The 25,649-nt window shown below is 49.8% G+C and carries 27 protein-coding genes and 2 pseudogenes; 16 read left to right on the top strand and 13 right to left on the bottom strand.

Translation table 11 applies throughout. The annotated features are described in order from the left end of the window. Nucleotides 1–60: 60 nt before the first annotated feature. From csgH to G5315_RS09945, 7 genes are all read right to left on the bottom strand, one after another. Nucleotides 61–375, bottom strand: coding sequence for a curli-like amyloid fiber formation chaperone CsgH (csgH, locus tag G5315_RS09975; RefSeq protein ID WP_407959568.1), 315 nt, complete (start codon nt 373–375; stop codon nt 61–63). A 110-nt stretch (nt 376–485) separates the two neighbouring features. Continuing rightward, nucleotides 486–1,937, bottom strand: a complete 1,452-nt coding sequence (locus G5315_RS09970; RefSeq protein ID WP_216952160.1) for a curlin — start codon at nt 1,935–1,937, stop codon at nt 486–488. 34 nt (nt 1,938–1,971) lie between these two features. Beyond that, nucleotides 1,972–2,493 carry a curlin gene (locus G5315_RS09965; RefSeq protein WP_201952781.1) on the bottom strand — a complete coding sequence of 174 codons (522 nt, stop codon included), beginning with the start codon at nt 2,491–2,493 and terminating at the stop codon, nt 1,972–1,974. 186 nt (nt 2,494–2,679) lie between these two features. Next, nucleotides 2,680–3,519 carry a CsgG/HfaB family protein gene (locus G5315_RS09960; protein WP_005355003.1) on the bottom strand — a complete coding sequence of 280 codons (840 nt, stop codon included), beginning with the start codon at nt 3,517–3,519 and terminating at the stop codon, nt 2,680–2,682. Nucleotides 3,520–3,526: 7 nt separating this feature from the next. Next, on the bottom strand, nt 3,527–3,928 hold the full coding sequence (locus G5315_RS09955; RefSeq protein WP_227341853.1) for a curli assembly protein CsgF: 402 nt from the start codon (nt 3,926–3,928) through the stop codon (nt 3,527–3,529). 11 nt (nt 3,929–3,939) lie between these two features. Continuing rightward, nucleotides 3,940–4,383: a curli production assembly/transport protein CsgE gene (locus tag G5315_RS09950; RefSeq protein ID WP_421332967.1), complete on the bottom strand. Its 444-nt coding sequence runs from the start codon at nt 4,381–4,383 to the stop codon at nt 3,940–3,942. Beyond that, nucleotides 4,383–5,030 (bottom strand): LuxR C-terminal-related transcriptional regulator, encoded by a 648-nt coding sequence (locus G5315_RS09945; protein ID WP_158113813.1) that lies wholly within the window; start codon nt 5,028–5,030, stop codon nt 4,383–4,385. Before G5315_RS09945 ends, G5315_RS09950 begins: the two co-directional genes overlap by 1 nt. Nucleotides 5,031–5,456: 426 nt before the next feature. On the opposite strand from G5315_RS09945, the gene G5315_RS09940 reads away from it, so the two are divergent. The 9 genes and pseudogenes from G5315_RS09940 to G5315_RS09900 all read left to right on the top strand — a co-directional run bounded on the left by G5315_RS09940 (nt 5,457) and on the right by G5315_RS09900 (nt 15,252). Further along, nucleotides 5,457–6,044 (top strand): single-stranded DNA-binding protein, encoded by a 588-nt coding sequence (locus tag G5315_RS09940; protein WP_005340181.1) that lies wholly within the window; start codon nt 5,457–5,459, stop codon nt 6,042–6,044. A 164-nt stretch (nt 6,045–6,208) separates the two neighbouring features. After that, nucleotides 6,209–7,531 (top strand): site-specific integrase, encoded by a 1,323-nt coding sequence (locus G5315_RS09935; RefSeq protein WP_041207317.1) that lies wholly within the window; start codon nt 6,209–6,211, stop codon nt 7,529–7,531. After that, nucleotides 7,528–9,096, top strand: a complete 1,569-nt coding sequence (locus tag G5315_RS09930; RefSeq protein ID WP_171269322.1) for a site-specific integrase — start codon at nt 7,528–7,530, stop codon at nt 9,094–9,096. The genes G5315_RS09935 and G5315_RS09930 overlap by 4 nt, the downstream gene beginning before the upstream one ends. A 9-nt stretch (nt 9,097–9,105) precedes the next feature. Further along, nucleotides 9,106–10,983: a hypothetical protein gene (locus tag G5315_RS09925; RefSeq protein ID WP_421332966.1), complete on the top strand. Its 1,878-nt coding sequence runs from the start codon at nt 9,106–9,108 to the stop codon at nt 10,981–10,983. Beyond that, nucleotides 10,971–11,450, top strand: coding sequence for a hypothetical protein (locus tag G5315_RS09920; protein ID WP_049866848.1), 480 nt, complete (start codon nt 10,971–10,973; stop codon nt 11,448–11,450). Before G5315_RS09925 ends, G5315_RS09920 begins: the two co-directional genes overlap by 13 nt. Then, on the top strand, nt 11,450–11,887 hold the full coding sequence (locus tag G5315_RS09915; RefSeq protein WP_025202555.1) for a VPA1267 family protein: 438 nt from the start codon (nt 11,450–11,452) through the stop codon (nt 11,885–11,887). The genes G5315_RS09920 and G5315_RS09915 overlap by 1 nt, the downstream gene beginning before the upstream one ends. Then, nucleotides 11,884–14,046 carry an AAA family ATPase gene (locus tag G5315_RS09910; RefSeq protein ID WP_025202554.1) on the top strand — a complete coding sequence of 721 codons (2,163 nt, stop codon included), beginning with the start codon at nt 11,884–11,886 and terminating at the stop codon, nt 14,044–14,046. Before G5315_RS09915 ends, G5315_RS09910 begins: the two co-directional genes overlap by 4 nt. A 217-nt stretch (nt 14,047–14,263) precedes the next feature. Continuing rightward, nucleotides 14,264–14,425 (top strand): annotated as a pseudogene (locus G5315_RS09905) (IS5/IS1182 family transposase); the annotation flags it as partial. Between the two features lie 158 nt (nt 14,426–14,583). Continuing rightward, on the top strand, nt 14,584–15,252 hold the full coding sequence (locus G5315_RS09900; protein WP_017780890.1) for a hypothetical protein: 669 nt from the start codon (nt 14,584–14,586) through the stop codon (nt 15,250–15,252). A gap of 87 nt (nt 15,253–15,339) precedes the next feature. Here G5315_RS09900 and tet(E) read toward each other — a convergent pair whose 3' ends face one another. Then, nucleotides 15,340–16,557, bottom strand: a complete 1,218-nt coding sequence (tet(E), locus tag G5315_RS09895) for a tetracycline efflux MFS transporter Tet(E) (protein ID WP_017780889.1) — start codon at nt 16,555–16,557, stop codon at nt 15,340–15,342. Between the two features lie 80 nt (nt 16,558–16,637). On the opposite strand from tet(E), the gene tetR reads away from it, so the two are divergent. After that, a complete protein-coding gene (gene tetR / locus G5315_RS09890; RefSeq protein ID WP_017780888.1) occupies nt 16,638–17,273 on the top strand; it encodes a tetracycline resistance transcriptional repressor TetR in 636 nt (211 codons plus the stop codon). Nucleotides 17,274–17,604: 331 nt separating this feature from the next. On the opposite strand, the gene G5315_RS09885 is transcribed toward tetR, so the two are convergent. Then, the gene (locus G5315_RS09885; RefSeq protein ID WP_017780887.1) at nt 17,605–17,796 is read right to left on the bottom strand and encodes a hypothetical protein; all 192 of its coding nucleotides are present in this window, start codon (nt 17,794–17,796) and stop codon (nt 17,605–17,607) included. Between the two features lie 209 nt (nt 17,797–18,005). Next, on the bottom strand, nt 18,006–18,476 hold the full coding sequence (locus tag G5315_RS09880; protein WP_017780886.1) for a hypothetical protein: 471 nt from the start codon (nt 18,474–18,476) through the stop codon (nt 18,006–18,008). 98 nt (nt 18,477–18,574) lie between these two features. Between G5315_RS09880 and G5315_RS09875 the strand changes: the two genes are divergently transcribed. Next, nucleotides 18,575–18,883, top strand: coding sequence for a helix-turn-helix domain-containing protein (locus G5315_RS09875; protein ID WP_047440196.1), 309 nt, complete (start codon nt 18,575–18,577; stop codon nt 18,881–18,883). 108 nt (nt 18,884–18,991) lie between these two features. On the opposite strand, the gene G5315_RS09870 is transcribed toward G5315_RS09875, so the two are convergent. Further along, nucleotides 18,992–19,738, bottom strand: a complete 747-nt coding sequence (locus G5315_RS09870) for a DUF4113 domain-containing protein (RefSeq protein ID WP_113725460.1) — start codon at nt 19,736–19,738, stop codon at nt 18,992–18,994. 84 nt (nt 19,739–19,822) lie between these two features. After that, nucleotides 19,823–19,945, bottom strand: a pseudogene (locus G5315_RS09865) (hypothetical protein); the annotation flags it as partial. Between the two features lie 474 nt (nt 19,946–20,419). Between G5315_RS09865 and G5315_RS09860 the strand changes: the two are divergent. Continuing rightward, nucleotides 20,420–21,163: a substrate-binding periplasmic protein gene (locus G5315_RS09860; RefSeq protein WP_421332975.1), complete on the top strand. Its 744-nt coding sequence runs from the start codon at nt 20,420–20,422 to the stop codon at nt 21,161–21,163. Nucleotides 21,164–21,235: 72 nt separating this feature from the next. Here the strand turns inward: G5315_RS09860 and G5315_RS09855 are convergent, their stop codons facing one another. Next, on the bottom strand, nt 21,236–21,361 hold the full coding sequence (locus tag G5315_RS09855; protein ID WP_019445191.1) for a hypothetical protein: 126 nt from the start codon (nt 21,359–21,361) through the stop codon (nt 21,236–21,238). A gap of 461 nt (nt 21,362–21,822) precedes the next feature. On the opposite strand from G5315_RS09855, the gene G5315_RS09850 reads away from it, so the two are divergent. The 4 genes from G5315_RS09850 (at nt 21,823) to G5315_RS09835 (ending at nt 25,628) form a co-directional block, all read left to right on the top strand. Then, nucleotides 21,823–22,725 (top strand): cation diffusion facilitator family transporter, encoded by a 903-nt coding sequence (locus G5315_RS09850; protein ID WP_421332965.1) that lies wholly within the window; start codon nt 21,823–21,825, stop codon nt 22,723–22,725. 146 nt (nt 22,726–22,871) lie between these two features. Beyond that, nucleotides 22,872–23,156 carry a DUF3811 domain-containing protein gene (yjbD, locus tag G5315_RS09845; protein ID WP_005340165.1) on the top strand — a complete coding sequence of 95 codons (285 nt, stop codon included), beginning with the start codon at nt 22,872–22,874 and terminating at the stop codon, nt 23,154–23,156. A 595-nt stretch (nt 23,157–23,751) separates the two neighbouring features. Next, a complete protein-coding gene (gene cspE / locus G5315_RS09840) occupies nt 23,752–23,964 on the top strand; it encodes a transcription antiterminator/RNA stability regulator CspE (protein WP_005316548.1) in 213 nt (70 codons plus the stop codon). A gap of 305 nt (nt 23,965–24,269) precedes the next feature. Continuing rightward, nucleotides 24,270–25,628, top strand: a complete 1,359-nt coding sequence (locus G5315_RS09835) for an NCS2 family permease (protein ID WP_005355011.1) — start codon at nt 24,270–24,272, stop codon at nt 25,626–25,628. The last annotated feature ends 21 nt before the right edge of the window (nt 25,629–25,649 follow it).

Here is a 25,649-nt window from a genome sequence, read left to right as displayed (position 1 = left end):
GCGAGTCAGTATGGCATAGAGACTACTGGATGAATAGACAGTCATGAGATGAAATGCGCATCATCCGGCGCACGCCATCTGCTCTTTTTTCTCCACCAGCAGCCGCTCGTTTTGCCATATCAGAGCGGTGACCTCGACCCGATAGGGACAACGCAAACCCAGCCCTATTTTGCCAACCGCCATGACCACTCCTGCCTGCAGCGACAGATTACGGCTCTGGCGCTGAGTCGTGCTCCCGGCCGCCCCTTCGCTGCGCACCAGCAACCTGACACTCACCATCAAGTCGCGCTTGCTGAGCAGCGTTGGCGCAAGTGACAGCCCCTGCTCGTTCTGCGCCATATTGAGGGACAAGCGGATCGACGGATCGGGCTCCATCTCGTTTCCCCTGGCGCTTGCTGGGGAAGCGACGCGATGAACCAGCATCAACCCACAGAGCAGCACCAATAAAAGAGGGGCCCGCAGGCCCCTGAATCCGGAGATGACCATCAGTTGCTACCAGCCCCTTGATAGACATAGGCATGGTTATCGCTGCCCAATACGGTCACATTGGCAGTATTAAAGCTTTCGTTTTGCACCACATCAACGGTGTTGCGCCCCCCACCAACCCCAGCATTGACGTAGACATTGGCCTCGTGCTCAGCGCCGTTCTGGGTCACTGTGAGCTTGTTCTCGCTACCCAAGTAGGACTCAACCTTGGCATTGTTCAACTCACCATCCTGGGTCACTTTGACCACAGACTCAGAGTGAGACGCATCGGCATAGGCCCAGTTGTCAGTGCCTTTCTGAGCAACGACCAGCTCGTTGTCCGAGCCCCAGGTCCAGGCGCCTTTGCCTTCACCATCACGAGCAGAGGCAACCTGGTTGCCAGTTCCGTTCTGGTCGATATCGATGGTATTGCCGCTGCCTGCTTGTTGCACTGCATTGGCATAGTTGTCATTACCTACCTGATCAATGGTGACCGCACCATCGGTACTGCTGGCTAACTGGTTGACCACGGCCTTGTTGTCATCACCTGTCTGGTTGACCAAGGCATCATTGCCAGTACCTTGCTGGTCGGTCTCAATCCGGTTGCGATTACCATCCTGTGTCAGGTCAGCAAACTCCCCGGTTCCAGACTGTTTGGCCAACAGGCCGTTGCCATTCCCGGCATCAGACCCTTGCTGCAGAGTCACCACTTCACCACGGGTTCCACTTTGCTCAACAGTCGCTACGTTGGCACTATCGTATTGAGTGACGTCTGCATTGTTCAAAGAACCACTCTGAGTCACCACTGCAGATGTTCCTTCCGCCGGTGCATAGTCATAGTTACCGGTTGCCTGCAGCACCTTGGTGATATTGCTCTCTCCACGTTGTACCACTTCGGCGTTGGCTCCATCAGCCGCTGTCTGGGTCACGTCAGCCTGGTGAGCCCCCCCTTCTAGCTGCTGTACACTCGCCCGAGCGAAATCGGATATCTGGTTATTAATGACAGCCCGATTACCATCCGAGATTTGAGTGATCCTGGAGTCAGCTAAGTCACCATTATCTTGCTTGATCTTGGCGTCGTTGCGATCCCCATCCTGCACAACCCCGGCAACCGCACCGCCATTCTCAAATTGCTGAATCACATCAGCAAAGTTGTCGTTCCCCTTTGTATCGATGGAGGCTTTGGAGAGGTTAGTGTCACCTTGTTGCAAGATGTAACCCTCGTTACTGTCACCTACCTGCCGAGTATCGGCATCTGACTGGCCGGTATTCTTTTGAGTGGTAACAGCTGTGTTGTTGTTACCAGCTTGATCGATGTTAGCCTTGTTATCGACGCTTCCCACCACCTGGTTAATGGTGGCGATATTGCCGCTCTGGGCCTGGTTCACCGTAGCCTGGTTGCCAGTAGATGCCGCCCAAGCGGTGCTGGTCGCCAGAAGAACTGCCGAGGCAATGATGGTACGTTTAAACATGATTTCCCTCTCGTGCTAATGGTTGAGCCTAGGCTCAGTTGGTTTGAACGACATTTACTTGCTGATTGGCCCCCATCTGGATGACGGTGGCCGTTAATCCGATTCCGTTCTGCTCGATGCTGGCCTGATTGCCATCACCCAGCTGGATCGCCCGGGCCTGATTGTCTGCCCCTTGCTGACTGATCCAGGCTTCATTGCCGCTGCCTTGTTGCAGCAGCCAAATCCGGTTATTGATGCCCGCCTGATAGAGTTCGGCGCTATTGCCCTCACCCAGTTGCGCACCATTGACCCAGTTCTCATCTCCTACCTGGGAGAGCGCCAACTCATTGGCCCAACCCTGTTGCAGCAGGCGCGCCTGATTCAGCTCCCCTTGCTGGGTGAGGTGCAGTTGCTGCTCGCTACCGAGTTGCCACAACAGCGCCTGATTCCCGTCGTTCTGCAAACCGGAATCCAGCTCGCTTGCCATCGCCAGCTCATCAAAGACGGCAGGCTCTGCGGCGAGTTGCGGGGCGCCCGATATCAGCAGAAAAAAGAGAGCACTCAACAGATGTTTCATCGCGCCATCGCCTTGTTGGAAAACGCCCACAGTATCCCTGTCAGACAAGAGGCGGCCTATCAGGCACTCCGCTGATTCGAGGATGAAAAACACCGCCCTGTCGCTGAGCAGAAAGTCTTAAGTCGTATTCGATAGAGGCCAAAAAAATGCCCTCCACCAGGGAGGGCATTGCGAGAGAGGGAAAACTCAAAGTAGCGGGGCGTTGTCTTGCAGGTACTCCTGCAGGATCGGATTGTCGATATCCCGCTGGTCGGCCAGTTGCCACAGATTGTCCCGCACGCCATTGGCAATCAGCCGGATCACCCCGGACTCGATAGCCGACATGACACACATCTGTACCGGCTCATTGGTGCTGAAACCGGCCTCGGCCTCCAGCAGGCGCTTGTACTCGACGAAGCGGAATACCCCTGCCTGCACCTGTTGCGACAGCACTGTCTTGGAGGTGGTGACACTGTTCAGGATCCGGCCAGAACGGATATCGACGGCACGCAGATTGACCGTCACCTGATCGACCCGATACTCCCCGCTGGCACCAATGCCAAAATACTTGGCTCCCGCCCCACCGGTTCGTACATTGCTGTCATAGGCGACGATCCCCCCCTCGATCAGGATGTTGGCGGCGACCAGCGAGGGCAGTTGATTGGCATTGTTGCCGGGAACGTTGGGTTTGTTCTGGGCCGCCCGCACAATCTTGCGTTCGGTCAGCAGGTTCTGCAGCCCCTCCCGCTCCAGCGGCACAAACCATTGGGAATCCCACAAAGCCGTGCTCAGCATGGCTACCCCGCCCTGGGTGACCGCCGTGGAGAAGTTGGATGCCGGTGCTGGCAGGTACTGACCGGTCTGGTCGCGAAAATCGTAGACGGCCGCGACAATTTTCCCTTTTGGCTTGGGCAGACTGATCAGCTCCTTGTAAGAGACGGATCGCGGCATCAGGGTTGCCTTCTCATCGGCAACGGGCGAGCCGATATGGGTCGCACAGCCAGCCAGCGCAAGCAGGGGCACTATCAATAACAGTTGTCGTTTCATCGCGCCCTCAATCAGCAATCAGGCCATTCACTTCGATCATGGTGGTCTGGTTGGTCACCCGGTCGGTGATCGAAACCACCAGAGTGCCATCTTCATCCACCACATTGATGGCAAAATCATCGGTCACCAGACTGCCGCTCTGGCTGCCATCCTTGCCGATATCGGCCAACAGCTGGCTGATCAGGCGGGATTGCAGGTTGGAGGTCAGGCGATCCAGCGCCGAGGTGCCGCTGCTACCACTGCCACTGGCGGGATCCTTGTAATCATTCTGCGCATTGGCGGTGCCAAGCAGATGACTGCTGTTGAGAGGGTTACCCCCAAAGCTGGGGTTGACGGGGCGATAGACAAGCTCCGACGCATGGAGCACTGGCGCTATCAGTGCTGCAACTAGCAATAACCGGGCACGCATGAGAAATATCCTTATAGTTCATCATGTTCCAAATCGAAGGTATCCATGAACAGGGTCGCGATCTTCTGCTGTTCGAGGGTCTGCCTGACCTGTGACCAAGCCAGTTTGGCGCTCTGCTCCTGCTGATTGCGGCCGGGAGAGAGCGCGGTTTTAAAAATCACCTTCCGGTTATGGGTGATCCAGATCAGGCTGCCCCAGCGAGCAGTCGGGCGCTCATGAATCGTCAGATTTTCTCTGGCATTCGGGTCTTCATCACTGCGCAACCGGGTAAATTCGTTATAAAAGCCCTGACCGAAGCGGGTAAAAGTGCGGTCCAGCACCAAACCATCCACATCCAGCCGATCACTCTCCTGCTCCGGCTGTACCGACTCCAGCGGTGCATCGGCCTCGGCCGCCACAACGGTCGTGAAGCCCCAGAGCAGCACAAGGCAACACGCCAGAGATAACGCTTTCATCAGTGGGAGTCCGGAGCATCGAGATACTCTTTGGCCCAGCTCACCGCCTGGATCCGGTTCTTCACGTTCAGCTTTTTAAAGACGTTATAGAGGTGGGATTTGACGGTGTGCTCGCTGACAAACAGGCTGTCGGCGATCTCGACATTGGAGGCGCCCGTCATCAGATAACGGATGATCTCCTGCTCTCTGGCTGTCAGCAGGGTGTCGTTACGCAGCAGGTAGCTATTGCCCTGGCGATAGTATTCGACCAGCTCGCACAGCAGGTGGCGCGGCATCCAGTACTCGCCCAACAGGATTTTCTGCAACCCGGCAACCAGTCGGTCGAGCGGATCCTGACGGAAAAACAGACCGCAAATCTGCGGCCACATCAGCAGCAGGTCGCGATCCGTCGCAGTGGGAGCATTGAGCAGCACGGTGGCCGCCATGCCAAAGCGTTCGGAGATCGCCCGGTTCCAGCCCAGTGACTGGCCAGAGCGGATATAGTCGAGATCGATGAGAAACAGCGTGCCGTCACACTGGTTATCTAGCTGATTAATCTCGTGGATTAGCTGGACGGGACGGCTCAAATGAGAGATGAGGTATGCAGCAAATGTGCTGGCCTGCACATTATTTTCAGTGACCAGTGCGATCGGGCATGCGGCTTTCATTGTGTGCTCTTCCTTGAACCTGTAAACCACCTAATCTGGCCGACTGAGTCTACCAAGGAGGTATGGGAGCACAATATTAAAAAAGTATGAGAATGGATCTCATAAATATCGTAACCATATGTTTTTAGTCGATTTAAAAACCGATTCCAATTCGCCAATCGGCCAGCATAACAGGAATATATGGCAGAAATGTGATGCCGGATGCGCCGGAAACAGCTGTAACCCGACCATCACTGCGGCAGGAGCCAACAGTTACCTTTGGCACATCAAGCCGGTTAAGGATGCTGCCAATCCGCTTCGCAACTGTTACTATGACCGTCACATGCGTCTGCGGGACATTGCGCCCCGCACACAGCAACTAATCAGGTATCTAGTCGTGTTGGACCAGGTTTCGACCTGGCCGGTAAATAAGGTGGAAGAGAGATTATGGCCAGTCGAGGCATCAATAAAGTCATTCTGATCGGTAACCTCGGGCAAGACCCGGAAGTACGCTACATGCCGAGTGGCGGTGCTGTGACCAACATTACTCTGGCTACCTCCGAAACCTGGCGCGACAAGCAGACCGGTGAGCAGAAAGAGCGTACCGAATGGCATCGTGTCGTCTTCATGGGCAAGCTGGCCGAAGTGGCTGGCGAGTACCTGAAGAAGGGCTCCCAGGTCTATGTGGAAGGCAAACTGCAGACCCGCAAATGGCAAGATCAGAGCGGCCAGGAGCGCTACACCACTGAAGTGCTGGTCGACAGCTTCACTGGCGTGATGCAGATGCTGGGTGGCCGTCCGCAAGGCGGTCAGGGTATGGGCCAGAACATGGGTGGCCAATCCCAGGGTAACTGGGGTCAACCACAGCAGAGCATGCCTGCCCAGCAGCCGATGAATCAGCAGCGCCCGGCACCGGCTCCGCAGCAGAACATGCAGCCGCAAGGCGGTTATGGCCGTCCTGCCCAGCAGCCGCAATCTGCGCCGCCGGTATATAACGAGCCGCCGATGGATTTCGACGACGATATCCCGTTCTAGATCTTGTAAAAGATGAAAGTGTAAGAATAAATCACTTTCACCATCTTGAGTGCAAAGCAACCCAGCAGAAATGCTGGGTTTTTTTATTTTTGCATTTCACTTGCCATCGCGATTTTCAGCACTATAACTTTATGTATGAGGAAAATGTAAGATTAGGATGCACAGTGTACAAGCTAGATAGATTGATTTTTGCAAATGGTGAACGTTATCCAGTCTTAATGGGCAATGATGGTATGCCTCATTTTCTTGCAACCCTCTGGGTGACAACAAAACTTCGTAGCAGCTTGTCGGTGAATACCATTTCAAATCGCCTAGGTGCATTAAAGTGGTTTCTTCAATGGGAAGAAAATAAACACAGAGACCTGTTCTCTGAGTTTCAGAAAGGTAAGTTTCTTAGCGACACTGACATTGACAACATCAGAGAACATCTCAGTCATGATATTTCTCATTTCAAAGGCTTAGCTAAAAGCAAAAAAACCAGAGATAAGGTCATTGATTTATTTAACACCCCAAGACTAATCAGTGTCACCCCCACAGTGGGACGTAATAACATTTACAATCGTGTGACAGCTATTGCAAGTTATTTAGATTTCATTGCTAGAGTAGCTGTACAGAACTGTAATAGCACTAAACTGCTCACAGAAATTAACAGTATGAATAAGCGCATACTTGCTGTTCGCCCTAAAGGCAAAGGTAAGAATGTTTTAGATAAACTAGATGGTAAAGACTTGCCAGATGGATTAATTGAGGAATTTATGGCTGTGGCACAATTTGACCACCCAAAAAATCCGTTCAAACACGCTTCGACAAAAAAGCGAAATCATCTTATGTTTTTACTTTTAAAAGAACTAGGCATACGAAGAGGTGAGTTACTCTCACTATCTATTGAATCGAACTTTCTAATGCTTCACGGCCCCCAAAAATTCATATGGGTAAAACGCCACCATGATGACATATATGATCCTCGCAAAAATCAGCCTGTAGCAAAGACGAAAGAAAGAATGTTGCGAATTAGAGATGAAACTGCGGCACTCATTGATGACTACATCATAAACATACGGGCAAAGACTCCGAACGCGAACAAGCATCCATACTTGTTTGTTACACATAGGAAGGGGAAAACTCAAGGACAGCCAATATCGACCAGCACATTTGACAGTATCATCGTGCCAACAATGAAATCTGTGGATGAGCGGTTCAAATCGATCCACCCACATTATTTTAGGCATAACTGGAACCAGTGGTTCTCCGAAATAATTGACAAAAACAATGATCTATCTAAAGACCCAAACAGTAACCGTAATTTTATTTCATCTAGTGAAGAAGCAAAAAGCCGAATGTATCAAATGGGGCACACATCAGAGAGCTCTGCCAAACCATATGTTGAACGCCATATTCGCAATAAGACAAACAAGCTAGTGCTTGAAGAGCAAGAAGAATTACAGAGACTAATTATTGAATCTCAAAAAAATAGAGGATATGAATGAATAAATATGATTACATTGAGGAAGAAAATGACGATCTCCCATCAACATTCAGCTCAAAAAAATTAGTATCAAAAGATGGATACAGCTTTGACTTTCACTCAGAATACTGGATGTTGAATAAAGATGTCAGCATTGCATTCATGCCGGATGTTTTATCTATGGAACCAAAACTGCTGGATGGATTTAAAAAAACACTAGCAACCTATGCTGAAGAACAATCAGCACACCATACATCAAATATGTATCTACGCTTTCAACGACTATTGCGAGACACTAAATTCAAAAATCTAGATGAGGATGTATTGCTCAATTGGCGAGCGATGCTTGATAAAAACAATGAATGGTACTTAGGTGCACTCCGTGGTTTTCTTATTAGCTGGAATGAATATGGATATTATGGTGTAACAACAGAGATGGTGAAAACACTCGAAATACTAACTCTATCAGGAAACAAGAAAGGAGTGTCTGTCGCTAATCGTTGCCCTGAAACAGGTGCCTTTACTAGCAATGAGGTACTTGCATTAAATCATGAACTTATTCGCTTATTCAGGAATAACTATATCTCATTTCAATGCTATGCATATGTGAGTTTATTGCAGGCTACTGCTAGACGCCCCACACAGTTACGACAAATAAAGGCTGCTGATTTATTTAAAGAACATGATCATAGTAAGAATGTGACAAATTTTTACCTCAATATACCTAGAGCAAAGCAGCGTGGTGGTGGGTTTCGTTTCTCTTTTAAAAAATTCCCCATTACGGAAGAGCTCTATCTAACGTTGCGTAATTTAATTAGAGATGAAACAGAGAAGTTTGAATCAAAACTCTCAATAAAACTGACTGCTTCTCAAGCAACAAAAATCCCATTATTTATTGATTGGGCAATGGTTTTTGAGTTAGCGGTTAAAAAAACATCTTTGACTGATGATTTATTAGATACTGACATTTTAAATATGTCATCAACAGATCTAAGAGAACACCTGCTAAAAAATTTCCAAAGAAAACAAAAAGCTATTTCTGAAAGAACTGGGGACTATATTCATATAACGGCTAGGCGGTTTCGTCATACAAGAGGAACAAACCTTGGTCGAAAAGGTTTGGGGCCGTTGATCATAGCGGAGGCATTGGATCACAACGATACACAAAACGTTAAGGTCTATACGGAAAATACCGCAGATACCGTGACCTATATTGACAAGGCCATTGGCAAACAACTGGCCCCCTTTGCTAATGCATTCCTAGGTCGCATTATCGTTGACTTAGAGCAGGGTGAGCGAGGACATGACCTTGCTGCTCGCATACCAAACAAGGATAACGATATCGTAGGAGCATGCGGCACCAATGACTTTTGCGTTAAGGGGTATGAAAGTTGTTACACTTGTGAAAAATTTAGACCATTATTAGATGCTCCTCACGAGAAATTCTTATCCCATCTATATGCAGAGAAAGAGGTAAGGTTGAAAACGACAAAAAGTGAAGAGTACGCGGCAACAAAAGATAGGCTAATTTTAGCAGTTGAATGGGTTGTGCAGAAATGCTTTGAACTGAAACAACAACGAGCATGAGGATAGTCAGTGGACAGTAACATTTTCCATTTTAAGCCTGCGATAGAACTGAATTCAGAAGCAAATCTAGAAAAATTCATTCAAAGTAGCAAAAACAAATTAACTGTTTTCGGTGAAGATTGCTGGGATCATAATTTATGGCACACTTTTCACAATACTCGCCGTGTTGTTGCCCGTTTCTCCACAAATTTAGAGCCATCAACTTCCTATAGTTTCTCTCCCCTAGGTGCACCATTTATTGATTTTGCAAAAGCATACATTCGCTACATTTACGCATTAAAACCCATAACAACTCTTCACAGACATTTCGAAGCTATTCGAATACTTGAAGAAGCATTGATTCTATCAAAACATAAAGCAGATATTCTGATGCTCGATGGCCTAGTTTTAGAAAGGCTAGGCGATATTTTTAATAGACGCATATCAAATCTGGCAGGTCGAAATAAAGCGGGCTATCAAATGGAGCTTCTTCTTAATTTCTGCCGTGACAACTTTATAACACCGAGTCTTCCTGGGTGGTCAAATCCATATCAAAAAGTAAAAGATTTAACTATTCAACTTGACGAGAATGGAAAAGAACATCGTAAAAATAAATTGCCCTCAGAAGAGGATATGATGTTATTTGCTAAGTTATTTCATGACGCACCTTCATTAGGTATTGAAGCAGAATATTTTACTTCTGCAATAGCATTGCTCATGCAAGCACCATCCCGATGCTCTGAGTTATTCTCATTGCCTATAGATTGTACTGTATGGGAGGAGAATCGCAGCGGAGAACTTAAACTTGGAATACGTTGGGTGCCTGCCAAAAATGGCAACGAAGGGATTAAATGGGTTCCTACTGTCATGCAAGATGTAGCTTTGGAAGCTATCGAACGATTGAAAAAAATTAGCATGCCTGCACGGGAGGCTGCGATGTATGCAGAAACGCATCCAGATAACAATGGGAGTATGGTGTATATCAGTAAATTGGTTAACTGGCCTTTTGTTGATAACGCAAAAAAAGTTAAGGCCTCAGAGGCTTTGTTACTATATAGAGACCGTGAGTTACATGCGGAACATGATGTTATTCAACACTCGTTTGTTTTACCTACGGTGAACATAATTAATGCAAGGATTTCTAGGTCTGAGGCCAGAAAAGGAGTCCACCTTTGGAAGAAACATAACATATTACGAGAGGATGGCTCACAACCCGATATAACATCCCATCAAGCTAGGCATTGGCTCAGTACCAAAGCTGAACGGGGTGGGATGGATGAGTTGACGCTTGCAAACTGGGCAGGGAGAGCAAGAGTTGCTGATAATGCCAGCTATGATCATCGCACAGAAGAAGAAAAGTCCAATGCAATTGCAGTTATTACTATCCCTGAAAATGCAAACACGTTGGAAAAAATAAAATGTAACCTTCCAATTAGTTTCGAGGAAATCGGAAAGAACCTTACTGGTGCAGCGATAGTAACAGAGCTAGGCGTGTGTGAACATGATTTTGCCATGATTCCATGTCAGCGAAACGGTGACTGTGAAACCTGCAAAGAATTGGTCTGTATCAAAGGCTTCAGTAGCTCATTGGAGCTGTTGAAAGTACGAGAAGTTCAAGTGGCAGCTCAACTCGAAAAAGCACAGCAAAGCCATAAAATGGGGGCCTTTGGTGCTGACCGCTGGGTTAGCTCACACGGTTGGCGACTTGCTCATATTAGAACAAAGATCCGGCTATTAGAGGATGAAAATGTTCTTGATGGCACCCCCATTCGTATTCCTGATGTAGATGATCCCTCGCCAGCCAAGGTTGTTCTTTTAGAGAAGGGGCTTAATATTGAAGTTCAATCGCCTGACTCTATCGATTCTAAAGCGTTTAATATTATGGGTGATTTGTTATGCCTAAAATAGTTATCACAGAAAAAAACCTGCCTAATATACTAGGTCTAATTAATACTTGGGAAGGAAAGTTAACTTGGGACTTGCTCTGTCAAAAAGTTGCCATAATGATTGATGTTAAAGGTGGCGTCCAACGTCAATCATTATCCTCTTACAAAGATATTCAAGATGCATACTCGCGAAGAAAGACATTTTTAAAAGAACGTTTTTCTCAACCTGAGCCTACCAAAGAGCGTGATGTAACGCTTGAGTATCTTATAAAAAAGGTTGCTCTTTTAGAGAATGAATTAGCCAGATTAAATAGTTTGAATGATGCATACAAACAGCGTTTCATAGTATGGCAATATAATGCTTACATGCATGGTGTCAGAATGACATCAATTGATAATTTTCCAACAGATAGTGCCGAGCTAAAAAAATTACAGGATATGCTTGGAAAGCCGCTTATAGAAGTTAAACGCCGCACAGGAGGTCAATAATGGCGAGTGGTACAGAAAAAGCCAAAGCAACCGTCCAGGCGTTTGAACTATGGATGGCAACCCAGACTGATGAGACGTATCGACAATTAAGTTACAGGGGCAGCCTCAGCCGCAGTGAAATCACGAAAGCTATTGGCTGTGGCCGCTCTGCCTTAGTGCAGAACCCTGAGCTTCGTAGGCAATTGCAGAAATTGGAAGACCAGCTTAGGGAACACGGGGTGCTTCCGCCACTCACCGCTCAGGCCATAGCGAGTGTAGCTCATCCAAAGGTATACGACCCTACGACTCATCGACGCCTACTTGATACCAAACGTGTATCAATATTGGAGCAGGAGAATATTGAACTGAAAGCGCAGCTAAGGGAACTAAAAGCCAGACTGGAGCGCTTCGGTGAGCTATCTGAGACATTGGCCGAAATGGGGATCTTGCCACGATGAACCAATCTCTCCATTCCGAACTATTTCGTGTTACCAGTATCCCATATAGCTCATCCAGCTACGTGATTTTCTCTGGAATACCACTTAATGACGAGACCAGCCAGATCAAGGATGGCAAATACTATGTGACCATTAAAGCGCGGCCTGACACTCTTCCGGCACAACCGTCACAGGGCCAGCAATGGACAGTCCATGGCAAACCTCTCATTGAGAGGGTCGAGATTGGTGATGTTGTGATGCAGCAACATACCTATGAATCACCTGAGCACGTGATATGCACCCTGCCGGAGACAGGTGAGCAGCTGATCCAGTTCATTGCCAAGGAGCCTGATTTCAAGGGAATTGGCCTCGGTAAAGCCAGGGCGTTATGGCAACTACTCGGTGAGCAATTTCACGCCACCCTGCGCACCGACACACCAGAGTCCAGAGAGCGCCTCAAGGGTATTCTGAGTGATGTATCTATTGATGCCCTGTTCAACGGCTACGCAAAATACAAAAATCTGAACCACTGCAATTGGATGGCAGAGTGTCGGATTCCCTCACCCATTCAGCAGCGGATCTTGAAATTTCATGGCGAAAGCTCCGTTGATGCAATCAAAGCGAATCCCTACCTACTGGTCGGCTTCGGGATGGGGTTTGAAGACGTGGATGCGCTTTCTCAAACGAAGTTTGAGGTAGAACTAAAAGATCCGACGAGGCTGAGTGCCGCCCTGGAGTTCACCATCCACGCGGAAGTGGAAAAAGGCCACACCTACACCACGCAGGCCAGGCTTCGCCCCCTGCTGACCAAATTGCTTGGTGACGGCGAGTTGGCAGCACAAGCATTCAAGGCTGGTTACCACCAAGCCCAGTATGTGCTGAACCATGAAGCAGGCACCTATCACCCTACCGCACAATTGCTGATGGAGACTGTTGTTGCCAAGCGGCTGTTGAAACTTGCTAAACAGCAAAATCGTTACGATGAGTCCACCAATGCTGCGTTTCTCGCAGCGGTTAATGAGCTGCCCTATGAATTGACCGCGATGCAAAATGAAGCGGTGCTCACCGCGCTAAACAATGCGGTGAGTTGCATCACGGGGGGCGCAGGAACTGGCAAAACCACAGTGCTCAGAACGGCACTGCGGGCCTATGGCAAAATGGGCTTTGAGGTGCATGCTGTCGCCCTTTCTGGACGCGCAGCAATGCGCCTATACGAGTCGATAGGCTTTAGGACGATGACCATTTCCGCCTTGTTGCGGCAAGAGCCCATAGAACCATCTGATGGGTTTCCCAGCCATCTGCTGGTAATCGATGAAGCATCCATGATCGACCTGCCCACCATGTATCGGCTCACCAACCATCTGCACCCCACCGTGCGGATCATATTCACGGGTGACCCAAACCAGCTACCTCCGATAGGATGTGGCAAGGTGCTAGCCGATATCGTTGCATCACAGGCCATTGCGAACGTGACCCTGGACATCGTTAAACGCCAGAAGGGAGCCACAGGCATTCCTGAATACTCTATGCAGGTCAATCAAGGTCTCATACCGGAGCACTTGAGCATGGGTAACGTCTATTTCCACGAAACATCCAAAGAGAGGATCGCCCAAGTCTGTGCCGAGTTATATCAGCAATCCCCCGAGAACAGCCGAGTGGTAGGTGCGACCACCGCTATGGTGGCGGAGATCAATAATCTTATTCAGGAGGCCGTCAACCCTGATGGTGCTCGGATGATATTTGAGATGTATGGCGAAACCTACCGCCGCAACGATTTGCGCCAAGGAGATGTGATCCTCTTCACTCAGAACAATTACGAGAAAGGCATTCAAAATGGCTCGCTCGGAACGCTAACTCGCGCTGTCGGGGCTGGAGATGACTACGGAGTGGTTGAACTGGACACAGGCGAGAGCGTGTATGTCACCCAATCCCTGCTGGACTGTATGAGGCTGGGCTACTGCATCACACTCCATAAAGCTCAGGGTTCGCAGTTCCCACGCATCATCATCGCGCTGCAAAAGGGGAGGATCGTTGACAGGGCCTGGCTCTATACCGCAATAACCAGGGCCGAGCATGAGGTCCATATCGTGGGCAGCACAGCTGAGTTTGCAGCCATCACCAAAGCGCCCAGCAATGCCCATAACCGGAACAGCTATCTGCGTGATCTGTTGAAGAAATGAGAGGAGATTGATTCCCTTGGGGAGCGACTACGGGTACAAGCGGAGATAAGCGGTGCGTCAACGCGCAGCGTTGTCCACGGCTTATTCCGTGCTCTTGCGTAGCAAGATGTGCCCGTAGCTGAGCGATCGGAAGGGCTAGAACCTTAAAAATCAATACCTTACAAGGCCTTGACATAGTACCACCAGAGTCTCTTTTGTACCAAGAACGAACTCCAACGTGAGTCATCAATTGACCTTCGCTGATTACGAGTTCAACAGCAAACGCCGCCAGACCCGTAAAGAAGTTTTCCTCTCTTGAATAGAGTAACTGCTTCCCTGGCCCTGGATGCTGGTCATCATTACGCCCATCTATCCCAAGGTCGGCAATGGCCGTCACCCCTAACCACTGATGCAAATCCAGCCATAAGAACCTTCTCTAAAAAGGCTGGGTGCAAAGTAAGTGGTCAAGTCAGTGTAATTACCCACGAAAGGCCTCTCGCAATTATGATAGGCATGGCCCCGTGGGCGCGGGCATCGGACAGACTCAGGAGCAGTAACATGAAGCATCAAACCCTCACCGTGGAAAATAGCCGCATTCGCGTCACCGTCAGCCGCGAGATAGCCGATAAATTCCTGCCAACCGGAGTTATCGGTCGCGATGAGTCCCCCGGTCAGGCGCAACGTGGTCGTCTGCTTTCTGCCGCGATGGGCAAATTAGCCAGCGCAACCGAATTACGCCTTCGGCTCACTAACGATATCGAGCGGGCTGATGTCATCGCGCTGGCCCATAAGCTCCTTGTCCGTGACTATCTGGAGGAACACAGTCACTACAACGTCAACGAGGTGATCATGCGCCTCGAAGAGGGTCACCTCATGCACAAATACATGGCCCAGGAGGTCACTCTCGCCAATGAGTACGCTCGCGGTGTCTTGAAGACTATTTCGCAAGACGACGCCCGCCTTTACGTAGCGCCAAAGGTAATGGCCGGGGTACTCTCCCCCCATGAACGCAGGCAACTGGAGACCCGCGTTGAACTCCTGCTAAACCGCATTGGCATCAATGCAACTGAGGCACTAGATAAAGCCCGTCACGCCTTGCAAGCGCAGGCCAACATCGCGCACCATTATCACATGTGTCGGGCCAATATGACGGGTTGGAAGATTGAGGTCATCGGGGAACTACCGGCTCAAGTGGGCCTATCTCGGTTGCTGCCAAAGGATGATTAATGGATCGCAATCCCAGACCCACCTACCAGCTCACCTCTATCCACCGAGTAGGGCGCCAGAATTTACGGTGCTGTACAGCATTGTTGCTCAAATTCTCTGCTGTACATCGCTCTTATTTATCGGGTGGATTACCCTACCTGGATGGAAAAACCTCAGTATAATCAATGCAACTACATATAATCCGCAGCCAATTATCCATACCCATCCATTCCACGTTTCGCGGGTTGCACTATACAAAAATGCAAAAACAAGTGGACCGATTACACCTGTCAGGTGGGTCAAACTGGTCAGCACCCCTTGTAATTGTCCCTGTGCTACCTGACCGACACGAACAGATATAATTCCCTGCAAGGCGGGAAGTGTGATGCCACCACAAGCTAGTAACAGCAAAACCGGCCAAACCATCCAGCTTTGTGTAATGACCGCCAATAAAAATAGGCCACAACCGTCAGCCAAAATGCCAACCGCTATAGCTTTCCGTTCTCCCAAATGTTTAGCGATAAAACCAGCAGCAAGTCCTTGAAACAGTGCGTGTGTCAGCCCGAACACAGCCAATGAAACACCGACCATTACGCCATCCCATGCGAAGCGCTCTTCTCCGAATAAAACCCATAATGTTGCGGGGATTTGGCCAATCAATTGAATGATGAAAAAGACAACTAACAATCCCGATAATGGGGAGATCATCTCGCGTATGGAGGATGTGGTTTCATTGATTGTTTCATTCTTTAACTCGTCACTAACCTGATTAGCATTATGGGTCTCATGTAAAATGAATAGGGAGACCAGAAATGCCAGCCCGTTAATAGCAGCAGCGAACATAAACGGTGCCTGTACCGAAAGTTGACCGGCAAAACCACCAATGACTGGTCCAGCAATCATACCGCCACCAAAACAGGCACCCATCATACCAAACCAATGTGTCCTGGATTCCTCAGGTGTGACATCGGCAATTGTTGAGGCTGCAACAGCTCCAGTCGCACCGGTAATACCAGCAATTAAGCGTCCCAAATACAACACCCACACTACGCTGGCTGTTGCCATTAATGCGTAGTCCAGTGTTGCACCTAAAAGTGAAAGTAACAATACAGGGCGACGACCTATGCGATCTGACCAGCGGCCGAGAAGAGGGGCAAAAATCACTTGCATCATTGCATACAGCGCCAATAAAACACCGTAGTTCTCTGCAACATTAGCCTTTCCAACAAACTCCCGTAATAACGCCGGCAAGACAGGCATAATTATGCCAATCCCCATAGCATCTAAAAAAATGATGACCAGTGCCATCATCACAGTGCGGTTCATAGTTAACGTTCTCTATCGATGATAGGGTTTGAAAAATAACTCTATCAGTGATAGATTGTCAACAGCAAAAGGAGATAGTGATGGCACGACTAAGCTTGGACGACGTAATTTCAATGGCGCTCACCCTGCTGGACAGCGAAGGGCTAGAGGGCTTGACTACGCGTAAGCTGGCGCAGTCCCTAAAAATTGAGCAACCGACTCTGTATTGGCACGTGCGCAACAAGCAGACTCTTATGAACATGCTTTCAGAGGCAATACTGGCGAAGCATCACACCCGTTCAGCACCGTTACCGACTGAGAGTTGGCAGCAGTTTCTCCAGGAAAATGCTCTGAGTTTCCGTAAAGCATTACTGGTCCATCGTGATGGAGCCCGATTGCATATAGGGACCTCTCCTACGCCCCCCCAGTTTGAACAAGCAGAGGCGCAACTACGCTGTCTATGCGATGCAGGGTTTTCGGTCGAGGAGGCTCTTTTCATTCTGCAATCTATCAGCCATTTTACGTTGGGTGCAGTATTAGAGGAGCAAGCAACAAACCAGATAGAAAATAATCATGTGATAGACGCTGCACCACCATTATTACAAGAGGCATTTAATATTCAGGCGAGAACCTCTGCTGAAATGGCCTTCCATTTCGGGCTGAAATCATTAATATTTGGATTTTCTGCACAGTTAGATGAAAAAAAGCATACACCCATTGAGGATGGTAATAAATGATGCTATCTATGTGTCAACTCTAATTTATAGTTATGGATAGTGTTTTCAAATATATACATGTATCGTCAGTATTTTATCTATTAAATATTAAACCACTTCTGGTTAATATCATGGGTGTCACCGTCCCTCGATAAAATGGCATTGAGTCTCCCACAACTAAGCCACCCATTCGGTTTAAGGTCTTAACGATGATATCTCTTGCATCCATATGGATTTCATCTACAGATTGTGCGAAAAGTTCGTGCAGTGAAAACCGAGCCAAGCTAGAACCTATTTGATACCCTCTGAAATTTTGCATTGTTGCAAATCGCCCCCAATGAGTTTCATCGCATTATTTCCAGGCTGCAACGGCACCAACAATTGTGGAGTTCATAATTGCACACCACCATTGTGGCGATTTTTCAGCTGGAATAGGGATCAATTCGTCAGGGATCCCCTGCTCTCCCTTGAACACGGGAATTTGCAAACGCAGTATGTCGTCCATATCTTCATGCGTTGCTTTCCTCAATACAAGATTCTGCATCGGGTCATCCTTATCGTTGAGCCGTAACAGCAGGTATTTTCATTAGTAGCTCAGCACAAAATGCACATAATTTGTTCAAATCAATAAGCCGCCTAGGAACACAGTATCTATTGGCCACCGCCTTCCGTTGGCGGCATCGCTTCTTGCGCTATGGCCGACTCAGGTATGCTTCTTTTCGATAAAACGCCTCTTTCATTTATACCTTTTAATTACATCATCACCAATTGACTTACCGCTCTAATTTTCCCATTCAACCGGTAGATTTTTTCTGATGCATTTTTATGCAAACAAGTAATTTTTTGCTTCTCTTGAGGTAGTTTTTCAAGTATCTCGCGGTAGGCTTGTAACTCATAACGAGTCAACAGAAGCTCTTCTTCCAGAGACCTCAACTCACTTGCTAGATCATAATTATCGCCTTTGATTGATGCTTGTAAACTGCCCAGAAGATCATCTGAAAAAATATAATGCCGATTATTTTTTGGCCCATTAGCTTTCACTGCATCCTGTTTTTTCAAGCTATATACATGGCGGTCAACCAAGCCTGATGCCTGATACACAGCCAAGTCATTGACCTCCATAGCCAATCGTATCAGCTCTTTCCTGCTTATTTTTAGACCAGTCATTTTGAGTAAAACTTGATAAAACTTGTTACTGATTTTGTAAACATTTTTATTCTGCATAAAATTTCCACAACCACAACACTTAGGATTGCTAAGTATACAGAGACAGGTGAAACTTAGACAATCTATACATATGAGAACTTTGTGATGAACAAACATTGTACAAAAACCCATTCCCAGAGAGACTCAAGCAGGCGCGTAAAAAAGCAGGTATATCCCAAAAGGAGCTTGGGGTAAGGGCCGGTATGGATGATAGTTCTGCTAGTGGTCGCATGAATCACTATGAGAGAGGTCGCCACGTTCCAGACATTGATACAATGCGAAAACTTGCCAATGTACTGGGAAAGCCGCTGAGTTATTTTTTTTGCGAAGATGATCTTAGTGCGGAATTGGTTTGTCTATTTGAGCAACTTGATGAGGATGAAAAGTTAGATCTTCTCTTTAAGCTACGTGAAAATAAACGGTGATACCGCTAAGTAAGATACCTGCTCATGTTGCGGATTGACCACCAGAAGTTTGCAACGCATTGATAGTGGTTTGTAGCTAGGAGAGGAGGTTAACTTTCATGGTTGTGCTCATGCCTTCACCACCGGGATCCCTTTGATACTGGTGGTATAGCGGGGGCTGAGTTGTTCGCGTTTCATCATCCATTCGCTGGTATCTCGGCCTCGGGATGCAAAGTAGACCTTTCCCAACCGCCCCTGGTTAATCCTATCGATCACCTGCATGAGTGCATCGCTACGGGGATCCTGCTGTTCGCTGCCGAATAGACCCCCTTGCTGCATGCCTTTCGGGGAGAAGTCCGCCAGCATGACGCCGCCCTTCATATAGCGAACATCATCCAACCAGATCCTGCTCAGCAGCGGCTCGATCTGGGCTAGCAACTCACGGGTGTCGGCTGTGGGTATCGGCAACAGCATGGAGATCTGGTTGGCATAATGTGTTTCCCGCTCCGCAAACGGGCTCGAACGAATGAATACTGTGACATGGCGGCAGCACATGCCCTCTGTCCTGAGTTTCTCAGCTGCCCGCTCCATGTAGCCAGCGAGAGCCTCCCGCATGGGGCCGAAGGCGGTGATGCGCTCCCCAAAGGATCGGCTGCAAATTATCTGTTGCTTGGCCTGTGCCAGTTGCTCCAGCTCGGCGCAGGGGATCCCGCACAGCTCCTGCACCGTGCGCTCGACAACGACCCCGTAACGGTGCCGAAGACTCTTAGCATCAGCCGCTACCAGATCAGCCACGGTGTTGATGCCCTGAGCTGACAGCTTGGTGGTGAGTTTGCGACCAATTCCCCAGACCTCGTCTACCGGGGTGATCGCCATCAGTTTGGCGCGGCGTGTTTCATCGCGCAGATCGACCACCCCTCCGGTGGCGGGCCATTTTTTTGCGGCATAGTTGGCGAGTTTGGCTAGGGTTTTAGTGGGGCCGATACCAACACCGACCGTCAGCCCTGTCCACTGCTGTACCCGCTCCCGGATCTGGCGTCCATATGCCACTAGGTCACCCGCCCAACTCTCACTCAGCTCAGCAAAAGCTTCGTCTGTTTACCGGGACGGGTGCGAACAGCTTTGCGAGAAGGTCACTCAGCAACTCGGTGCGTGGTTCTCTCTTTTGAGCTGGTAAGGCTCATGTGGTGAGGGTTCTGGTGAGGACAACCAAAAAGTGTAAGAATAAACAGGTATGAACACGCATTTTCATACCTTTTCTTACATATCTTTAAAAAGTGTCATTTTAAGGTGAGCAACCAGAAGTGTAAGAAAAGGTGTTATGCATTGAAATATATAGTAAAAAATTCATTGCCACTCACTCAGTCACTCACTCAGCAGCGATTTTTTACATGTATTACCCTTTTAAGAACAGAATATTGAAAAGGCCCTGATAACTCAGGGTCTTTTTTTATGCACTCAGGCTGAACCTCTCAGCCCGAAAGGGATATAACGCTTTATGGTTGCCTCCCCTACAGTGATGGATATCCTCCACAGGAGCGCTTTGTGCAAAGTGCAATGAAACTGCTCACCTCTTTATTGTTCCTGCTGACCAGCATGCTGTCCTGCCAGTTGCAGGCAACGCCACTCAAGGTAGGGGTCAGCTTTGCCATCCCCCCTTATGTCATCGAAAGTAATCGGAGTGGCATCGAGCTGGATCTGCTGAAAGAGGCGTTCGCTGGCAGCGGCTATGAGCCCAGCTTTGAATTTCTGCCACTGGAGCGTACCTTCCGCCTGTTCGATTCAGGAAAGCTGGATGCAATCATCAACGTCAGACCCGGTATGGTGGATCCTCACGTTCTGACCCAGCCCGTTATCACCTTCCATAACCGGATCTTCACCCTGCGCAGCACCCACATCAATACTCTGGACGACCTGCATTCAAAACGGGTTACCGCCTTTCAACGGGCAAGGATCATTCTGGGGGGCGCGTTCGCCACCATGGCCAACCAGAATCCCCACTATGAGGAGGTAGCCAAGCAGCAGGTGCAGGTACATCAGCTAATGCGCGGCAGAGTGGATGCAGTCGTACTGGAAGAGCGGGTGTTCTACTACTACCTCGACCAGCTGATTGCCACCGCCCAGGCAGGCGAGCACTACGAGCGCAATCAGGTCAGGCAAGCAGACCTCTTCCCGCCCACCGTCTATCACTTTGCCTTCCGAACGGCCGATGCCCGCAATCTGTTTGATAAGCGCCTTGAGGCGATGCGTCAGGATGGTCGTTATCACCAGATTTTCGCGGCTTACGGCGCCACGCCGTGAGCCACAAACATAAAAGCCAGCCGGTAAGGGCTGGCTTTGTACTGGCTCCGAAGGAACAGCAGTAGGGGAGCGTTACTTCATTGCGCTGCCGTTTTTCAGTTCTGCTTTCTGACGTTTGGCTTCGCGTTTCTCTTTCAGTGACATCTGCGGTTTTTTCTTGGCATCTTTGCCGTTGTGATGTTCTTTGTTACTCATCATCAAACTCCAAAAATGTTACCCAGACAGTTGGTTCCTCATGGGAGCCAGCATGCCATCCGAATCATCAACTTCAGTACGCTTGGTGGGATGGTGCAAGACCATCACCAGACCCAGCATACCCTCCAGCGGCATCCGGATCCAGCCTCATTCTCGTCCAAAAGATGTCGCGCGCAGCCCCTTGAGCTGGGAGGCCAAACGACCTCGACAGGAAAGACCAAAAAAGAGTAATTCGCATTATTAAATGTTGTCACGCTTATATTAAGCCACCGTTACCTGGATATTTTCACGGATAAATATAAATCCCTCTCATTATTTATTGCCGCGCAAGAGGCCACCATTTTAATAAGCATTCGCAATATCACCGGAAACATCAGGTTACAACACCGAATAGGTTATTTCCGGTCAGCCGGATATAATGCGCGCCGCACCGAAATATCCGTTTTTATTCAGGAAGCTGTAACATGAACAGAAAAACCAGAGCCGCCATGGTGTCGGTCTGCTCCAATATCAGTCTGATCATCATGAAAATGGTGGCCGGGTTCGCCAGCGGCTCGGTCAGTATCATCTCGGAGGCGATCCACTCCGCCATGGATCTGGTGGCGGCCCTGATCGCCCTGTTCGCGGTGAAAAAGTCCGATCTCCCGCCCGATGAACGGCACCCCTATGGTCACGACAAGATTGAAAATGTCTCCGGCGTCATCGAAGCACTGCTTATCTTGCTGGCCGCGGGCTGGATCATCTTCGAAGCCGTCGACAAGCTGATCACCCCCAGCCCGATTGAAAGCATTGGCTGGGGCGTGCTGGTGATGGTGATCTCGGCGCTGGTCAACAGCGGCGTCTCGGCCTACCTCTACAAGGTGGCCCGGGAAGAAGAGTCAATTGCATTGGCGGCCGATGCGCTCCATCTCAAGGCGGATGTGCTCACTTCAGCCGGGGTCGCCGTCGGTCTTGGCGGGATCTGGCTGGCCGGTCTGTTCGGCTACTCCCTCGCCATCCTCGACCCGCTGGTCGCCATTGCGGTCGCCATCTTTATTGTCAGAGAGGCGATCAGCATGCTCAACGAGGCCTTCCAGCCGCTGATCGACCAGAGCATGAGCCCGGAAGAGCTGGCGATGACCAGCCGCATCATCACCGAATGCTGCCCTGCCGCCAGCGGTTTTCACGATCTGCGCAGCCGTCGTGCCGGTCGTCGTCGCCATATCGACTTCCACCTCACCCTGCCCCCGGAGATGAGCATCGGTGAAGCCCACGATATCTGTGATCGCATCGAACACGCCATCATGGCACAGCTGCCCCACGCCATCGTGCTGATCCACGTCGAACCGGAGGAGCAAGAGCTGCCCTCGCCGCTCGCCATAAATTGAAATGTGGCAAACAGGCGGGAAAGTGGCCGCGAAATAACAGAAAGTTGGCACAAACCCGCATTTTTACTGCCGGAAAGCCGATTGCATAAGAAGTGATCGGCACAACTGTGTTAGGGTGTCTAACCACCCTGCCGCAGGAGCGCGCCGTGAAAAAGCTGGAAATGAAAGATCTGACCGAGGCCGAAAAAGCCGAGATAGCCTTGTTATTGCAAAAGGCACAAGCCAATGCAGACCACCAGCTGACCAACGGAGAGCGGAACAAGATCCGTGAAGAGGGTCGCCTGAAAATTGTGGCCGACCGCGCCGAAGCAGCCAAGGCTGCTTCCAAGCTGGCTCGCGAGAAAGCCAAAGAGCGTGCCAAGAACCAGGTACTGCCGGAAACCTTCAGCTGGATTGATTCGGTCAGCAACAAGTTTCGCAGCAAGCGCTGATCCCTTCTTGCAAAACGCCCGCTGGCACTTGGTGCCAGCGGGCGTTTGCATGTCTGGGCGATGCTCGATGCGCCAGATTTGGCGCTGCCATTGATTTGCCGCTCAGAAGCTAATCGCAGCAGCAAAGAAGTGATTTACATTGTGGGTTAGAGAGAACGACAACTGACAATCCCCATCTATCGCCACCTTTTCATTTTTTCTCATATTTTTTGCCAGAACTGGCTACATAGTCAGGACAAAAAAGCCGAATCCGGCTTGCAACAGGGTGATATGAGTCTGCACGGATTTTTCTATGCCGTTGAAATGCATCATGTTTACTATAAAAAATGATATTTTTGGTTGTTACAAAACATTAATATCGAGATAAAGTTTGCTTTAAAAATGAGAGCGTGTTTTAATCTTTCTCGATGGTTCGGCAGTTCAGACCTGATTATGTTAGGCAGTCATTTTAGTAAAGCAGTGATTAGCATAAGCGTTATCCTCGGATAATTCTTATCAAATAATTCTCCTTCTTTAGTGCTCCCCATACGTATTGCTGACGAAAAATCAAAAATTGCCATTTAGGTGGCATTCAACACTATTTAAGGAAATTATTATGTCTAACAAAATGACTGGTACCGTTAAGTTCTTCAACGCTGAGAAAGGTTTTGGTTTCATCTCCCCGGCTGACGGCAGCAAAGACGTGTTCGTACACTTCTCCGCTATCCAGTCCACCAGCTTCAAAACCCTGGACGAAGGTCAGCGCGTTGAGTTCACCATCGAGCAAGGCCAGAAAGGCCCGGCTGCTGCCAACGTAGTTGGTCTGTAATTCAAGCCGGAGCATGCTGCTGATGGCTCATGCCAACTGCTGACAGCTCTGCAAGAATTTAAAAAAACCCGCTTCGGCGGGTTTTTTGTTTGTCCCCGCTTTTTCCTCACTGATCTCCCCTCCCCCGACCACTTGATCCCTCCCTTACACACTCTCACCGCTTGAGCCTTAGAATGAGCTCCGAATGGACTCAAAATGTAAAATAGTGACGAAAAAGTCAGGTTATCCGCTGTATTTGCCGCGAATTCTTGCTATTTTGCGCGCCACCAACGCAAACGATTTCCTTCACACTTTCAGGATTAGTTATGGCAAAGCAAGATATGGCCGCCCAAACAGGGACAGGCGGCTTTCTGGACTCTTATTTTTCCATTTCTGCGCGCGGCAGCAGCGTGCGTCAGGAGCTGGTCGCGGGGCTGACCACCTTCCTGGCGATGGTCTACAGCATCATAGTGGTGCCGAACATGCTGGGTGCCGCCGGCTTTGAGCAGGGCCCGGTGTTTGTGGCCACCTGTTTGATCGCCGCCTTCGGCTCCCTGCTGATGGGGCTGTGGGCCAAGCTGCCAATGGCTATCGGTTGCGCCATCTCCCTCACCGCCTTTACCGCATTCAGTCTGGTACTGGGTCAGGGACTGAGTATTCCGGTCGCGCTGGGCGCGATCTTCCTGATGGGTGTGCTGTTCACCCTGATCAGCGTCACCGGCGTGCGCCAGTGGATCCTGGACAACCTCCCCTCCGGCATCGCCCACGGTACCGGCATCGGTATCGGTCTGTTCCTGCTGCTGATCGCCACCAACGGCGTTGGCATGGTGATCAAGAACGAAGGGGCCGGTCTGCCGGTACAGCTCGGTGAAGTGACCGCCTTCCCGGTCATCATGACGGTGCTGGGTCTGGCTGCCATCTTCGGTCTGGAGCGTCGCAAGGTGCCGGGCGGCATCCTGATGGTGATTATCGCCATCTCCATCCTCGGTCTTATCTTCGACCCGAAAGTGACCTGGCAGGGCTTCTTCGCCATGCCGAGCCTGACCGGTGAGAAAGGCTCGCTGGTAGGCAGCATGGATCTGCTGGGCGCCCTCAATCCGGTAGTCATTCCGACCGTACTGGCGCTGGTGATGACAGCCGTGTTTGACGCCACCGGTACCATCCGTGCCGTGGCCGGTCAGGCAGGCCTTATCAACGAACGTGGCCACATCATCAGCGGCGGCAAGGCCCTGACTGCCGACTCCGTCAGCAGCATGGTGGCGGGCGCCGTCGGTGGTGCTCCGGCTGCCGTCTACATCGAATCTGCCGCAGGCACCGCGGCCGGTGGCAAGACCGGTCTGACCGCCGCGCTGGTCGGCGTGCTGTTCCTGCTGATGATCTTCCTCTCCCCGCTGAGCTATCTGGTACCAGCCTACGCCACCGCACCGGCGCTGATGTATGTCGGTCTGCTGATGCTGGGCAACGTCACCAAGCTGGACTTCAGCGACTCGGTCGATGCCCTCTCCGGCATGCTGTGCGCCGTCTTCATCGTGCTCACCTGCAACATCGTGACCGGCATCATGCTGGGCTTCGTGGCGCTGGTCGTTGGCCGCATCTTCGCTGCCGAGTGGAAGAAGCTGAACGTCGGCACCGTCATCATCGCCCTGGCGCTGGTTGTCTTCTACGCCGGTGGCTGGGCCATCTAACCCGTCCGCATATTCCGGTTA

The organism is Aeromonas sp. 603607 (genome assembly GCF_049171595.1).
Classification (GTDB): Bacteria; Pseudomonadota; Gammaproteobacteria; order Enterobacterales; family Aeromonadaceae; genus Aeromonas; species Aeromonas veronii.
Note: the sequence above shows the minus strand (reverse complement) of the source record. Positions and strands in the feature narration are given on the sequence as shown.

What these genes read in the sequence shown, in the direction of transcription:
- csgH (WP_407959568.1), bottom strand. Translation starts at nt 375, where the DNA reads ATGGAGCCCGATCCGTCGATCCGCTTGTCCCTCAATATGGCGCAGAAC.
- G5315_RS09970 (WP_216952160.1), bottom strand. Translation starts at nt 1,937, where the DNA reads ATGTTTAAACGTACCATCATTGCCTCGGCAGTTCTTCTGGCGACCAGC.
- G5315_RS09965 (WP_201952781.1), bottom strand. Translation starts at nt 2,493, where the DNA reads ATGAAACATCTGTTGAGTGCTCTCTTTTTTCTGCTGATATCGGGCGCC.
- G5315_RS09960 (WP_005355003.1), bottom strand. Translation starts at nt 3,519, where the DNA reads ATGAAACGACAACTGTTATTGATAGTGCCCCTGCTTGCGCTGGCTGGC.
- G5315_RS09955 (WP_227341853.1), bottom strand. Translation starts at nt 3,928, where the DNA reads ATGCGTGCCCGGTTATTGCTAGTTGCAGCACTGATAGCGCCAGTGCTC.
- G5315_RS09950 (WP_421332967.1), bottom strand. Translation starts at nt 4,383, where the DNA reads ATGAAAGCGTTATCTCTGGCGTGTTGCCTTGTGCTGCTCTGGGGCTTC.
- G5315_RS09945 (WP_158113813.1), bottom strand. Translation starts at nt 5,030, where the DNA reads ATGAAAGCCGCATGCCCGATCGCACTGGTCACTGAAAATAATGTGCAG.
- G5315_RS09940 (WP_005340181.1), top strand. Translation starts at nt 5,457, where the DNA reads ATGGCCAGTCGAGGCATCAATAAAGTCATTCTGATCGGTAACCTCGGG.
- G5315_RS09930 (WP_171269322.1), top strand. Translation starts at nt 7,528, where the DNA reads ATGAATAAATATGATTACATTGAGGAAGAAAATGACGATCTCCCATCA.
- G5315_RS09920 (WP_049866848.1), top strand. Translation starts at nt 10,971, where the DNA reads ATGCCTAAAATAGTTATCACAGAAAAAAACCTGCCTAATATACTAGGT.
- G5315_RS09915 (WP_025202555.1), top strand. Translation starts at nt 11,450, where the DNA reads ATGGCGAGTGGTACAGAAAAAGCCAAAGCAACCGTCCAGGCGTTTGAA.
- G5315_RS09910 (WP_025202554.1), top strand. Translation starts at nt 11,884, where the DNA reads ATGAACCAATCTCTCCATTCCGAACTATTTCGTGTTACCAGTATCCCA.
- G5315_RS09900 (WP_017780890.1), top strand. Translation starts at nt 14,584, where the DNA reads ATGAAGCATCAAACCCTCACCGTGGAAAATAGCCGCATTCGCGTCACC.
- tetR (WP_017780888.1), top strand. Translation starts at nt 16,638, where the DNA reads ATGGCACGACTAAGCTTGGACGACGTAATTTCAATGGCGCTCACCCTG.
- G5315_RS09885 (WP_017780887.1), bottom strand. Translation starts at nt 17,796, where the DNA reads ATGCAGAATCTTGTATTGAGGAAAGCAACGCATGAAGATATGGACGAC.
- G5315_RS09880 (WP_017780886.1), bottom strand. Translation starts at nt 18,476, where the DNA reads ATGCAGAATAAAAATGTTTACAAAATCAGTAACAAGTTTTATCAAGTT.
- G5315_RS09870 (WP_113725460.1), bottom strand. Translation starts at nt 19,738, where the DNA reads ATGGCGATCACCCCGGTAGACGAGGTCTGGGGAATTGGTCGCAAACTC.
- G5315_RS09860 (WP_421332975.1), top strand. Translation starts at nt 20,420, where the DNA reads ATGAAACTGCTCACCTCTTTATTGTTCCTGCTGACCAGCATGCTGTCC.
- G5315_RS09855 (WP_019445191.1), bottom strand. Translation starts at nt 21,361, where the DNA reads ATGATGAGTAACAAAGAACATCACAACGGCAAAGATGCCAAGAAAAAA.
- G5315_RS09850 (WP_421332965.1), top strand. Translation starts at nt 21,823, where the DNA reads ATGAACAGAAAAACCAGAGCCGCCATGGTGTCGGTCTGCTCCAATATC.
- cspE (WP_005316548.1), top strand. Translation starts at nt 23,752, where the DNA reads ATGTCTAACAAAATGACTGGTACCGTTAAGTTCTTCAACGCTGAGAAA.
- G5315_RS09835 (WP_005355011.1), top strand. Translation starts at nt 24,270, where the DNA reads ATGGCAAAGCAAGATATGGCCGCCCAAACAGGGACAGGCGGCTTTCTG.